General features: G+C 59.1%; 9 protein-coding genes. 4 read left to right on the top strand and 5 right to left on the bottom strand.

Features of this window, described 5'->3' with window-relative positions; all coding sequences use genetic code 11:
- Positions 1 to 37 precede the first annotated feature (37 nt).
- The 4 genes from ACA057_RS15600 to ACA057_RS15585 form a co-directional block, all read right to left on the bottom strand.
- Entirely contained in the window at positions 38 to 1,231 is a 1,194-nt protein-coding gene (locus ACA057_RS15600) for an acetyl-CoA C-acyltransferase (RefSeq protein WP_401352201.1), read from the bottom strand.
- Positions 1,232 to 1,243: 12 nt separating this feature from the next.
- Positions 1,244 to 2,005 (bottom strand): SDR family NAD(P)-dependent oxidoreductase, encoded by a 762-nt coding sequence (locus ACA057_RS15595; protein ID WP_497340163.1) that lies wholly within the window; start codon positions 2,003 to 2,005, stop codon positions 1,244 to 1,246.
- A gap of 16 nt (positions 2,006 to 2,021) precedes the next feature.
- On the bottom strand, positions 2,022 to 3,686 hold the full coding sequence (locus ACA057_RS15590) for an AMP-binding protein (protein ID WP_497340161.1): 1,665 nt from the start codon (positions 3,684 to 3,686) through the stop codon (positions 2,022 to 2,024).
- 263 nt (positions 3,687 to 3,949) lie between these two features.
- Positions 3,950 to 4,966 carry an AraC family transcriptional regulator gene (locus ACA057_RS15585; RefSeq protein ID WP_497349912.1) on the bottom strand — a complete coding sequence of 339 codons (1,017 nt, stop codon included), beginning with the start codon at positions 4,964 to 4,966 and terminating at the stop codon, positions 3,950 to 3,952.
- A 222-nt stretch (positions 4,967 to 5,188) separates the two neighbouring features.
- Between ACA057_RS15585 and efeU the strand changes: the two genes are divergently transcribed.
- Genes efeU through efeO (ACA057_RS15565) form a run of 4 tightly spaced genes read left to right on the top strand, consistent with a single transcriptional unit; the run spans position 5,189 to position 9,411 of the window.
- Positions 5,189 to 6,028 carry an iron uptake transporter permease EfeU gene (gene efeU / locus ACA057_RS15580; protein ID WP_497340159.1) on the top strand — a complete coding sequence of 280 codons (840 nt, stop codon included), beginning with the start codon at positions 5,189 to 5,191 and terminating at the stop codon, positions 6,026 to 6,028.
- Positions 6,029 to 6,036: 8 nt separating this feature from the next.
- Positions 6,037 to 7,236: an iron uptake system protein EfeO gene (gene efeO / locus ACA057_RS15575; protein WP_497340157.1), complete on the top strand. Its 1,200-nt coding sequence runs from the start codon at positions 6,037 to 6,039 to the stop codon at positions 7,234 to 7,236.
- Positions 7,237 to 7,254: 18 nt separating this feature from the next.
- Positions 7,255 to 8,565 (top strand): iron uptake transporter deferrochelatase/peroxidase subunit, encoded by a 1,311-nt coding sequence (gene efeB, locus ACA057_RS15570; RefSeq protein WP_497340155.1) that lies wholly within the window; start codon positions 7,255 to 7,257, stop codon positions 8,563 to 8,565.
- A gap of 21 nt (positions 8,566 to 8,586) precedes the next feature.
- Positions 8,587 to 9,411 carry an iron uptake system protein EfeO gene (gene efeO / locus ACA057_RS15565; protein WP_497340153.1) on the top strand — a complete coding sequence of 275 codons (825 nt, stop codon included), beginning with the start codon at positions 8,587 to 8,589 and terminating at the stop codon, positions 9,409 to 9,411.
- A 115-nt stretch (positions 9,412 to 9,526) separates the two neighbouring features.
- Here the strand turns inward: efeO (ACA057_RS15565) and ACA057_RS15560 are convergent, their stop codons facing one another.
- Positions 9,527 to 12,907: a hypothetical protein gene (locus ACA057_RS15560; protein WP_497340151.1), complete on the bottom strand. Its 3,381-nt coding sequence runs from the start codon at positions 12,905 to 12,907 to the stop codon at positions 9,527 to 9,529.
- Positions 12,908 to 12,979 lie beyond the last annotated feature (72 nt).

Raw genomic sequence — 12,979 nt, 5'->3', positions numbered from 1 at the left:
TCGCCAGCAGGCTGGCTCCCACAGGGGTGAGGTTGGCCTAGTACAGGCATTCCACGGCCATGGCCGTGGCTTCGCCGCCGCCGATACAGATCGCTGCAACGCCGCGTTTCAGGCCTTTCTGGCGCAGGGCCGAGAGCAAGGTCACGAGGATTCGCGCGCCGGACGCACCGATCGGGTGGCCCAGGGCGCAAGCGCCGCCGTGCACGTTGATCTTCTCGTGGGGGATTTCCAGTTTGGTCATGGTGACCAGGCTGACCACCGCGAACGCTTCGTTGACTTCGACCAGATCGACTTCGTCCAAAGACCAGCCGGTTTTCTTCAGCAGCTTCTTGATCGCGCCCACCGGGGCCACCGGAAACAGGCCCGGCGTGTCGGCAAACGCCGCATGGCCGTGAATCACTGCCAGTGGTTTCAGACCGCGTTTTTCCGCTTCGGAACGACGCATCAGCACCAGTGCCGCCGCGCCATCGGAGATCGAACTGGAGTTCGCCGCCGTGACAGTGCCGCCTTCGCGGAACGCCGGTTTCAGCGACGCGATCTTGTCCAGTTTGGCTTTCGGTGGCTGCTCGTCGTTGCTGATCAGCACCTGCTCTTTGCCGACGGTGACGGTGAGCGGGACGATTTCATCTTTGAAGCTGCCATCCTTGATCGCCTGCTGCGCGCGGGTGGTCGAAGCAATAGCAAATGCGTCCTGGGCCTCGCGAGTAAAGCCGTTGGTTTCGGCGCAATCTTCGGCGAAGGTGCCCATCAGGCGGCCCTTGTCGTAGGCGTCTTCCAGACCGTCGAGGAACATCGAATCAAGTACCCGGCCGTGGCCCATGCGGTAGCCGCTGCGGGCGCGGTCGAGCAAGTATGGCGCGTTGGACATGCTTTCCATGCCACCGGCGACCACCACGTCGGCACTGCCGGCAACCAGCATGTCGTGGGCGAGAATCGCCGCTTCCATGCCCGAACCGCACATCTTGTTCAGGGTGGTGCAGCGAGTCGATTTGTCCAGCCCGGCGCCCAACGCAGCCTGACGTGCAGGCGCCTGGCCGAGGCCGGCGGGCAGTACACAACCAAACAGCACCTCTTCAACCGCATCCGGCGCAATCCCGGCGCGTTCAACTGCAGCTTTGATCGCTGCCGCACCGAGTTGCGGTGCGGTCAGGCTTTTCAGTTCGCCCTGGAATCCACCCATCGGGGTACGGACGGCGCTGACGATAACGATTGGATCGTTGGCAATAGTCATGACAAATCCTCCTTATTTGGCGGCCATGCGCAAGGCGCCGTCGAGACGGATCACCTCGCCGTTGAGCATGCTGTTTTCAATGATATGCCTGACCAGCGCGGCATACTCGTCCGGTTTGCCCAGGCGCGGCGGAAATGGCACGCCAGCGGCCAGCGATGCGCGGACTTCCGGGGTCATGCCGGCCATCATCGGGGTTTCGAAAATGCCGGGAGCGATGGTCATCACACGGATGCCAAAGCGTGCCAGTTCGCGGGCGGCGGGCAACGTCAGGCTGACGATCGCGCCTTTGGAGGCCGCGTAGGCAGCCTGGCCGATCTGGCCGTCGTACGCCGCTGCCGAGGCGGTGTTGATGATCACACCGCGCTCTCCATCGGCATCGGCTTCGGTTTCGGCAATTGCTGCCGACGCCAGACGCAGCATGTTGAAGCTGCCGATCAGGTTGACGTTGATCACCTGGCTGAAGCTGGACAAGGCGTGCGGACCGTTTTTGCCGAGGATCTTCTCGCCACGCACGATGCCGGCGCAGTTGACGAGGCCGTTAAGGCCGCCAAAGGCTTTGACCGTGGCCTGCACCGCCGCTTCGGCCTCTGCTTCGTTGCTGATATCCGCCACCACGCTGTGCGCGCCGAGACGTTCAGCCTGGGCGGCAACCGCTTCGGCGTTCATGTCCACCAGCATCACTTTGGCGCCCGCCGCCACCAACATTTCAGCGGTGGCCGCGCCCAGGCCGGACGCGCCGCCGGTGACGAGAAAAACCTTGTTTTCGATCTGCATCATTGTTTCCTTGGATTCAAGCTGAAACGTTCTTCGCGGCGGCCTCTTGAGCCTTGGCGATTTCCTGGTTGCGCAAGATAAAGCGCTGCAATTTGCCGCTTGGGGTTTTCGGCAACTCGCTGACAAATTCGATTTCACGGGGGTACGAATGCGCCGCCAGACGTTTGCGCACGTGTTGGCGCAGTTCTTCGGCCAGTTCCGGTGTTGCGCGGTACTGCTCGCAAATCACCACGAACGCTTTGACCAGTTCGGTGCGCTCCGGATCTGGCTTGCCGACCACGGCGGCTTCGATCACGGCCGGGTGTTCGATCAACGCGCTTTCCACGTCGAACGGGCCGACGCGATAGCCAGAGGTGGTGATCACATCGTCACTGCGGCCGACGAAGCTGATGCTGCCGTCCGGGTTCCACTCAACGGTGTCGCCGCTCAGGTAATAGTTGCCGACGAAGGCCTTGGTGGGTGCGCCTTCGTAACCGGCGAACCAGCACATCGGCGACTGGGTGCGGTCGATGGCCAGAATGCCGGGCTCGCCGACGCCCAGTTCCTTGTACTCGTCGTCCAGCACCACAATACGGTGGCCCGGCGAGGCAAAACCGGCGGCGCCCATGTGGATCGGATGTTCGAGCGCGTGGTGATTGCACAGGACCATGCCCAGTTCGGTCTGGCCGTAGTGGTCGTGAATGACCACGCCGAGGTTGTCGGCGAACCAGCGGATCACTTCCGGGTTCAGCGGCTCGCCGGCGCTGCTGACGATGCGCAGCTTGCCCTTGATCGACTTGGCGAATTCATCGCCGCCCGCGATCAGCAAACGATAGGCCGTGGGTGAACCGGTGAGGTTGGTGATCCCGTACTTGTTGATCACCCGGCAGGTGCTTTCGAGGGTGAACGGGCCATCGTAGAAGGTGATCGGATGCCCCATCGACATCGGTCCGGTGACGCCGAAATAGATGCCGTAGGCCCAGCCTGGATCGGCGACGTTCCAGAACGCGTCTTCGGGGCGCAGGTCCACGGCGTCGCGGGTGTAACTCTGGAACGCGACGATGGCTTTCAGTGGTACGGACAAGGCTTTCGACGGTCCGGTGGTGCCCGAGGTGAACATCAGCAGGAACGGGTCTTCGCCGGTCAGCAGCACCGGTTCGCACGCGGGGGAATAATTGGCCAGTTCGGCCCAGAAACTGTAATCGCCGCGAACGATGCCCTGGCCTTTGGGGCCGGCGACGGTGACGATGGTTGGGCAGTCGGCGACTTCCGCGAGTTTGCTGCGATTGACGGCGTCGGTCACCACCACTTTGGCGCCGGAGCAGCCGAGGCGATGTTCGATGGCTTTCGGGCCGAAGGCGGTGAACAGCGGCTGATAGACCGCGCCGATGCGCCAGGTGGCGAACACGGTAATCAGTAGTTCGATGTTGCGTGGCAGCAGGCCGGCGACCTTGTCGCCTTTCTTCACGCCCTGGGCCAGGAGGAAATTGGCAAAACGTGCGGCTTTGTCCTGCAAGTCGCTGAAGGTGTACGTCGCACCGGTGCCGTCGCGGCCTTCCCAGAACAACGCAATGCGCCCCGGCAAGGCATGCCGGTCACAACACTCGACGCAGGCGTTGAGTGCGGTCAAATCGCCGGCCAGTGCAGCCTCGACGGTGTGCTGATAATTGAACTGTGATGTAGCAGACAAGTAATCGCGCATTGCCAGAATCCCTCTGTGTTTTTTATTAGGTGGGGGGAACCTTGATTTACAGGGAAATACTCGCTCTGCGCGGGGGGTGGGGCAATGGTCAAAGCTATCAAGTTGTTTGACTGGTTTGGCCAAGGTTGGAGAGGTGTGGTGCCTGGACGGCCGCCTTCGCGGGCAAGCCCGCTCCCACAGGTCATGTGTCAATTTTGAAAACGTACAAATCCTGTGGGAGCGGGCTTGCCCGCGATGTCGGCTCAGGCACTATAAAACCCGGATCAGTCAGCCTCGTTCAAAATCAAACTGCGGTAATGCCCCGGATTGGACCCCGACCATTTGCGAAACGCCTTGTAGAACGAACTCGTATCAGCAAACCCCAACCGCGTAGCAATGTCGGCAAAACTAATGGCAGGCTCGGCCAGCCACACGATGGCCAATTCCTTGCGCACACTGTCCTTGAGCCCTTGATACGTCTGCCCTTCCTCGGCCAGCCGCCGGCGCAGAGTTGACGCCGACATGCACAGCTTTTGCGCCAGGGCTTCGGTTTCCGGCCAGAGCTCGGCGCTCAGATGCCGCAAATCGTGCTTGATCCGGCTGGCCAGGCTCTCCGGGTCGCGGTATTTGACCAGAATGTTTGCCGGCGCATGGGCCAGGAAGCGCTTGAGTTCTTCCGGGCTGCGCTTGATCGGCAAGTCCAGGCATTCGGCGGAGAAAATCATCCGCGTGCGTGGCCGGTCGAAACGCAGGTTCTCGGAGAACATCACCTGATAGTCGTCGCAGAAATCCGGCTGCGCACAGCGCAATTCGATGGCCAGGATCGGTATCCGCCGCCCTGCCAGCCAGCAAGCGACGCCGTGAACGATCATCCAATAGGTGAAATAAGTGAAGGCCCGACGCGGGGCCTGGTCGTCCTCCAGCAAGACGATTTCCGCCAGGCTTTGCTGGCGAACCAGTTGTGCCGGCAGGTGTTCCAGCATCAATGACAGGAAGTTCAGGCCCGAAGTCAGACCGGCCGCCAGGCTCGGCTGGACCATGGAACAGCGGCAAAGGAATTCCAGGCTGCCGGATTTGAGCTTGCGCGAATCCATGCCGAAAAACTCATCGTCCCCACGCCGTGCCAGCAATCGCCACAGACGCGCATAAGCCGTGGCCGGGACGCGTGCATTGCTGCGTTCGAGCAGTGCCGGGTCGATGCCGACCTTGCTCAACACCTCTTCGGTGGCGGCTCCCGGGGCGCAGCTTTGCAACAGCGCTTCACGCACCAGTTGAATGGAGATGGTGTCTTTTTCCGACATTGCGCGAGGCAAACCCTGTTCTTGTTTGAGTGGGGGGCATATTAGCGCAGCCACCAGCCCGACGCAGAACCCTGTGGGCAGCGTTAATCCTTGTGGGATCGACGCACGATCATCTTCAGGTTTGTTCAGGCTAGGTTCAGGTAAATGTCAATGCCTGGCGTTTGAGAATGAGTGTCATTATGTTACAAATTAGCACCCTATCTAATGACCCTACGGTGCTGAATGCTGGTTCCTTTTCTGATCATGCTGCGCGAAGGCATTGAAGCCGCGCTGATCGTTGGCATCATCGCCAGCTACCTCCAGCAGACCGGCCGTGGCCAGTGGATGCCGGCCGTGTGGATCGGCGTGTTCCTTGCCGTCGCCCTGGCCCTGCTGGTGGGCGGTGGTCTGGAGCTGGTCAGCGCTGAATTCCCGCAGAAACAACAGGAACTCTTCGAAGGCGTGGTCGGCCTGGTGGCCGTCGGCATCCTCAGCTCCATGGTGTTCTGGATGCGCAAGGTCGCGCGTTCGATCAAGCATTCGCTGCACGTTTCCCTCGACCACGCGCTGACCGGTTCCAAACATCAAGTGACGGCGCTGATTGCCATGGTGTTTTTCGCCGTGGCCCGGGAAGGCCTGGAAACGGTGTTCTTTCTGCTCGCGGTGTTCCAGCAGAGCGAAGGCCCGGCGGCACCGATCGGCGCCCTGCTCGGCCTGATCCTGGCGATCATCGTCGGCTTCCTGATCTACACCGGCAGCATGCGCCTGAACCTCGGTGCGTTCTTCCGCTGGACCGGTTTGTTCATCCTGGTCGTCGCGGCCGGGATCCTCGCCAGTTCCGTGCAAGCACTGCATGAAGCCGGGGTCTGGAATCACCTGCAAACCGTGCTCTTCGACTTCAGCGCCGCGCTGCCAATGGACGGCCCGCTCGGCTCGGTGCTGGCCGGGATGTTCGGCTACCAGGACGCGCCAACCGTCAGCACCCTCGGGGCGTATCTGATTTATCTGCTGGTGGCGTTGGTGATGTTCTTTCTCCCCACTGCTGCACCTGCAAAGCAATCTACTTCAGCTTCCAGCCAGTAAGGGCATTCATGTCAACGCCTACCTCCCCAACGGCTCCCCCTCCCCGCGCCTTGCGCTGGGCGGTGGCCGGCTCGGTGATCGTGATGATCGCCGCCGGTGGCCTGTTCTGCTACGCCTCGAAAATGGCCGCGGCCAAGCGCCAGGCCCACCATGACGAAGTGACGGTGACCATTCACCCGCACAGCTGCGAACCGAATGCCCTGACGGTGCCCGCCGGCCGCGCCAGTTTCCGCATCGTCAACCGCTCGGACCGCGCCGTTGAATGGGAAATTCTCGACGGCGTGCTGGTGCTCGAAGAACGGGAAAACATTGCGCCCGGCTTGAGTCAGGTGATCAACGCCAACCTGTTGCCCGGCGACTACGCCATCACCTGCGGCCTGCTGAGCAACCCGCGCGGCACCTTGCAGGTGACGCCAACGGCGGCGTCTGATGCGGCGGCCAAGGCAAGGCCTTCGATGGTGGCGTTTATCGGCCCGCTGTCGGAGTTCCGCGTTTACCTCAGCACGCAGAGCACCGCGCTGATTAAAGCGGTAACCGCGCTGGAACAAGCCATCGAGGCCGGTGATCTGAACCAGGCCCAGGCGCTTTATGTGCCGGCCCGCGCCGCTTACCAACGCCTCGCGCCGGCCGCCCAGCGCCTGGCCGAACTGGACAACAGCATCAATGCCCGTGCCGATTACTTCGAGAAACGCGAGCAGGATCCGGACTTCGTCGGCTTCCACCGGATCGAATATGCGCTGTTCCAGCAGCGCAATCTCGACGGCCTGGCGCCAGTTGCCCAGCGCCTTGTCGCCGACGTCACCACGCTGAAGCAGCAGCTAATGGCCCAGTCCCTGCCGCCGGAGCAACTGGTGAGCATTCTGGTGCGCAACCTCAACACCCTCGCCGATGTCCGCGCCAGCAGCGGTGAAGAAGAACGCTACAGCCACACCGACCTGAATGGCTTCGCCGCCAACCTTTTCGCCGCCCGCAAAGTGGTTGATTTGTTGCGACCATTGCTGACCCAGTCCGCCGCCGATGTGCTCCCGACCATCGACAGCGCGATCGCCGCCCTTGACGCGCAACTCAACGGTTTCACCGTCAAGGATGGCTACGCCAGCTACGACACGCTCAGTGCCGATCAGCGCAAACAGATCGCCGACAAGGCCAGGGAGCTGGCCGACGCACTCGATGGAATCGATCCCGCCCTTGGCCTTTCCGGCCTGTAAGCAGAAGACCACTTTTACATGAACGACTCAGATCAGTTTTCAGCGCAACGCCGTCGCGTATTGATGGGCATGGGGGCCGCAGGCGTGGCTTTGGCCGGTTCGGCACTGAGCTGCCCGGCCATGGCCGCCAGCCCTGCGCAAGTGACCGAAGCACCTAGCAGCGAAAAAACCGGTGACCGTCACGCGTTCCACGGCAAACACCAGACCGGCATCGTCACGCCGCGACCGGCCTCGGGCATGCTGGTGTCCTTCGATGTCCTGGCCACTGATCGTGAGGACCTGGAGCGCTTGTTCCGCACGCTCAACGAGCGAATCGCGTTCCTGATGAAGGGCGGCCCGGTCGCTCAGGTCGACCCGAAACTGCCGCCGGTGGATTCGGGGATTCTTGGCCCGGTGGTGACGCCGGACAACCTGACCATCACCGTGTCGGTCGGCGAATCCTTGTTCGACGAGCGCTTCGGCCTGGCCGACGCCAAGCCCAAGCGCCTGATCCGCATGGTTGGCTTTCCCAACGACGCACTGGAAGCCGATTGCTGCCACGGCGACCTCAGTGTGCAGTTCTGCTCAAACACTACCGACACCAACATCCACGCTCTGCGCGACATCGTGAAAAACCTGCCGGACTTGCTGCTGGTGCGCTGGAAACAGGAAGGCAGCGTGCCGCCGCAGGCACCGGCGAAACCTGGGGTTCCGGCGCAGAGTGCGCGCAACTTCCTGGGCTTTCGCGACGGCTCGGCCAACCCCGATTCCAACGATGCCAAGAGCATGGACAGCCTCGTCTGGGTGCAGCCCGGCAGCGACGAACCGGCCTGGGCGGCCTATGGCAGCTATCAGGCGGTGCGGATCATCCGCAACTTCGTCGAGCGCTGGGACCGTACGCCGCTGCAAGAGCAGGAAAGCATTCTCGGCCGGGTCAAAAGCACCGGCGCGCCCATGGGCGGCGCGCATGAAACTCAGGTGCCGGATTACGCCAACGACCCGCAAGGCAAGGTGACCAAACTCGACGCGCACATCCGCCTGGCCAACCCGCGCACTGCCGCCACCCAGGCCAACCTCATCCTGCGTCGGCCGTTCAACTACTCCAACGGCGTGAACAAGAACGGTCAGTTGGACATGGGTTTGCTGTTCATCTGCTACCAGGCGGATCTGGAAAAAGGCTTCATCACCGTGCAAACCCGACTCAACGGCGAACCGCTTGAGGAATACCTCAAACCGGTCGGCGGCGGGTACTTCTTCACCCTGCCCGGGGTCACGGGCGACAAGGATTTCATCGGTCGCTCGCTGCTTGACGCGACACAACCGGCTGCTCAACCAAAAACAACTGCATAACCCCCCACACGGAACCGTCCCATGAAAAAGTCGCCACTCGCTTTACTGCTGACCCTTGGCTTGCTCAGCACCCCGTTTTCGGCGTTCGCGGCGACGGCGCCGCTTGATCTGGTGGGGCCGGTCTCGGACTACAAGATCTACGTCACCGAGCAGCTGGATGAACTGGCCAGCCACACCCAACAGTTCACCGACGCGGTGAAAAAAGGTGACCTGGCCACTGCGCAAAAGCTCTATGCACCGACCCGCGTCTACTATGAGTCGATCGAGCCGATTGCCGAGCTGTTCAGTGACCTCGACGCGTCCATTGACTCCCGTGTCGACGACCACGAAAAAGGTGTGAAAGCCGAAGACTTCACCGGTTTCCACCGCATCGAGTATTCATTGTTCTCGGAAAAAAGCACCCAGGGCCTGGGCGAACTGGCCGACGGCCTGGATAAAGACGTCAAAGACTTGCAAAGCCGCGTGGCCGGCCTGACCTTCCCACCGGAAAAAGTCGTCGGCGGTGCCGCTGCGCTGCTGGAAGAAGTCGCCGCGACCAAGATCTCCGGTGAAGAAGATCGCTACAGCCACACCGACCTGTATGACTTCCAGGGCAACATCGACGGCGCGAAGAAAATCGTCGACCTGTTCCGTCCGCAGATCCAGAAACAAGACGCGGCCTTCATCGCCAAAGTCGACAAGAACTTCGCTTCCGTGAACAAGATCCTGGCCAAGTACAAAACCAAGGATGGCGGTTTCGAGACCTACGACAAAGTGAAGGATAACGACCGCAAGGCGCTGGTCGGGCCGGTGAATACACTGGCTGAGGATTTGTCGACGTTGCGTGGGAAATTGGGTTTGAACTGAGGTTTGCAGCACCACCGGCCTGCGACTGGATTCAACATTCAGTCGCAGGCCTTCCAGGCTTCACGGATTGCGATAGCGTTGCGGATGGGCCCTTGTCAGTATTTTTCGATCGGTCCTAGGCCGTCAGCACTATGAAATTGTCGAGCGCCCGGCCAATCGGGTTACCGTTTTTATCCAGCGCGTACCATTTTCCATTATCTCGAATGGCCGTTATGTCGGTGCCGTCGACAGTGCCGGTGACGCGATGAGCAAACGTGTTCATCCGATTGGGTAGAGCGGTCCCAGCGGCTCCACTGGCAAACCCTCCAAAGTATCCCCGCAGACGATCCACGCTTGTCTGCAGATGTCCAATACCCGTTTTGGTGAAAGCGAATGCGCCACTCTTGAATAGCCTGGCGAAACCACCAAGGGTTCTTGCGCCCCCTGCGGCAACGCCTGACACCCCGTCCAGCGGGTTAACCAATGAAACCGTGGTCTGCCCGGCAAGTTTGAGGACTTCAAAGGCCTTGGCTCTGATAGGGGCGACGGACTTCAACGCATTAGAAAGCTTGCCCACACCACCCGCTACCGTGTTCAGGATGGATACCAGGTCTGTAAAACAACCGAAGGCGCCGTTAATGAAGCGCATTCGATCCCCTGATCTCAAATCTTGCGTACAACCAACGAAGGGAATCAGTTGCAACAGGAAATTCGTGACTTTTTCACGGTACGCACGATTGTCTTCTTCGCTGGTGGTGCCTTTGGCTTTTTCAAACAAAAAGTCCCGCTCTCCTTGAAGAAGATTGTCGTTAACGATTCTGTCGACAATATCCGAGGTCCTTTCTGAGAAGTAACTGTTCGGCACGGACGCACGGCCCTCTTGCTCTGCCCTGGCGGGAAGGCTTCCACCCAGTTTTTCGATAATAAGCTTTTGCGATTTAGCGCCAGCTATCGGCTCGGAACCTTTTGCATAGGCAGCAAAATCAAACGGTAATTCGGTTCCACGCTGTACATCAACGTTGACCGTCCCTTTGAGCCTGACCTGTTCGATTTTTTTTACGCCATCCAGTGGCAACTCATGAGGCAAATCCGTGCGTTTGATAATGGACATCCGCCCCGGAAATACTTCGAAATAGCTAACTTTGTTCTCCTCCCCGTCCTGGACCTCACAGCGCAACAGCGTCCCTTGGCGACCTTGGAATTTCGCCCGGTTCGATGGTGTTTCATCTTCTTTAGGCATCCCCGTCTCTTCGCGCAAAGTAAAAAATCTCACTTCCCCAAACTCAAGGCTCTGACGATCTTCCAGCGGCAACGTCGCAATCAGGGATTTGGTCGCGGTAACAAAACTTTGCTTTCGCGCATCAAAAAAACTGTCCACAGACGCAGAGAAGATCTTGTCCAGGTCGGGCAACTTGCTCCAGCCGTCGTCAAACTGCTGATCCGGCATCTGTACATCACACATTTCCCAACTTCGCGGAGAACCCTCTTTGTCCATATAAGCCTCGACGATCAATTTCGTCTTGCCCTTATATCGTGTGTCGAATTCTTCAATTTGCCGAGGCCCGATTATTATTTCCTCCATGGGTAACTGCTTTCTCTCCGTTGGGGGCTGCATTCGCGCCTCTGACTCCGTTAGTCGCTTGAGTGTTATTGGAAAGGCGATCCGAAGCTCTTTGGCTGCAAGTTCCCTTCGCGTATGCAGTTCGCGCTTGAATCCTTCCAGCGCGTTAGAAAGATCGTCTCTTTGGGTCGCGAACATTTGCGCGGCTGTCTTGTAGTCTTCGGAAGAGTAAGAGGAGTCTTCATGACGTTGTATAACGCCATTCATGACGGCCCATAAAATCGAAATATCGGCGGCAAGGTTCTTGAACAACAGTTCCTGCTCAGGTGTCGTGGGTTCAAGCAGAGCAAGCGTCATCAACTGGTCAGTGGTCATGATTCGCGAACACCCGGGGTCCAGAACCTCAGCAATTGCGCCACCCAGGCTCAGGGCCATCCAGGCCCCAGTGCCCACCTGAATGCCCTCACTGAGATCCTGCGCGAGAAATTCGGGCGCTACATCTGCCAAAAACAAATGCGCAATCAGTGGCGCCGCCTGCGCACTCACGCCCTTGTGTTCGATAAGGTGCTGTTCAATCTCTGTGCGCACGACCGTAAGATCGCGTCCCAGGTTCTTTGGTTGGTAGACGTCATAGCCCGCGATGATTCCGGACTTGGCGGAAAAGTCAGGATCGACTTCCAGTTTGATCGCTGCCAGCAACAGCGTCTCATAGTTCTCTGGCGACGCTGTTTGACACGCACCATACCAGTCCAGTGCCTGGAGCAATTGGTGGCCCAAGGCAACGAATTGGTCTTTTTCGAACATGTCGTTCAGCAACTCGTCGGCGTTGCTTCGCCTGTATTCATCGGATGTGTTGAGCAGCAAGTCAGCGCCTAACTCATCAATAATCGAACTGGCGCCGTTTGAAACCTCGTTCGCCAGCTTAATAACTGTCGCTCTTTCCGCTGCGGTCAACCGTACCGGTGACTGGCTGTCCCACAGCAGTTCAGCGCCGTAATCGCCCAGTGGGGTAGCCTTAGGTAGTGAAGTTTGTAGCCATCGAATGATGTTGCACACTTCACCCGTGTTTTTGGGATTGCCAAATCCGCTGAAAGACAGCTTCTGTTGCAAGTCAAAGGACAATGGAAAGTTCTGTGCGTTTTCCGAATCTTTCACGACATTTTCAAGCGTGTTGATCAACTGGGTGCGTACCTTCGCCTCTCTGATCAACGCCTTGACGGTATGACACTCGTTATCCAGTTCGACCTTTTCCCCTGGGGTAATCTCCGGCCATCCCTCGCGTTTCAGGCGATTGGCAAGTGCGTCAACCTCCTCGTCAGAAGTCGGCGGCACCACCCCATAAAAATCAATAATCACATTACACGGAATAAGTTTTCGATCATCGACATACGGTAAACCGAAATCACCAGGATCAAGTACTTGCCTCGCGGCGAGAACTTGCGCTGATACCTGCCACCATCCCGAGGCATCTGACACGGTAAACGTTTCGGTGCTGCTCACATCACTACCGGTGACATTTCCAGATATCGAGTGCTCTCGAATGATCAATGAATCCAGCGCCAAGCCCTTGGATTCTAACCAGGCAAGCACTTTGGGATCGTTCAAGGTTTGTTTATAAAGATCTACAGGCTCATCGATCAAACTGCCTCGCGGGACAGGCAGCGGAATATTTCGCCTGGATTGCAATTGCCCCAGCATGCTCGCTTGTAGATCTCGATCAGCTTGTACAGCTCTATCTGAATCACCTGCCTCGCCGAGCACCCTATCCTCGCCCCCTTCTGCATGTTCTCTGTGTTCGGGGCGTCGGGAATTTGCGGGAAAATCTTTGACCAGTTCCGCTGAGCTACTGCCGGTGTGTAATACCCGCTCGGCCAAGTGGGTCGGCGCGCGAGTCTCTAGAACGGGATGAGATAGGCCGGAACGGTCAGTGCTTGTTACGGCAGAGGTCGCGAGCATTTTTTCATATTCCTTTCACATGGGTGCATGGCCTCAGCCTAAAACGCACACGTGAAAGGAACTATAAAATTA

The organism is Pseudomonas sp. LBUM1661, assembly GCF_059695925.1.
This window is presented reverse-complemented; position numbering and strand designations above follow the sequence as displayed.

Bases quoted from the DNA above. Each gene is read 5' to 3' on its own strand.
- ACA057_RS15560 (WP_497340151.1), bottom strand. From the start codon at position 12,907: ATGCTCGCGACCTCTGCCGTAACAAGCACTGACCGTTCCGGCCTATCT.
- efeO (WP_497340157.1), top strand. From the start codon at position 6,037: ATGTCAACGCCTACCTCCCCAACGGCTCCCCCTCCCCGCGCCTTGCGC.
- ACA057_RS15585 (WP_497349912.1), bottom strand. From the start codon at position 4,966: ATGTCGGAAAAAGACACCATCTCCATTCAACTGGTGCGTGAAGCGCTG.
- efeU (WP_497340159.1), top strand. From the start codon at position 5,189: ATGCTGGTTCCTTTTCTGATCATGCTGCGCGAAGGCATTGAAGCCGCG.
- ACA057_RS15600 (WP_401352201.1), bottom strand. From the start codon at position 1,231: ATGACTATTGCCAACGATCCAATCGTTATCGTCAGCGCCGTCCGTACC.
- efeB (WP_497340155.1), top strand. From the start codon at position 7,255: ATGAACGACTCAGATCAGTTTTCAGCGCAACGCCGTCGCGTATTGATG.
- ACA057_RS15590 (WP_497340161.1), bottom strand. From the start codon at position 3,686: ATGCGCGATTACTTGTCTGCTACATCACAGTTCAATTATCAGCACACC.
- efeO (WP_497340153.1), top strand. From the start codon at position 8,587: ATGAAAAAGTCGCCACTCGCTTTACTGCTGACCCTTGGCTTGCTCAGC.
- ACA057_RS15595 (WP_497340163.1), bottom strand. From the start codon at position 2,005: ATGCAGATCGAAAACAAGGTTTTTCTCGTCACCGGCGGCGCGTCCGGC.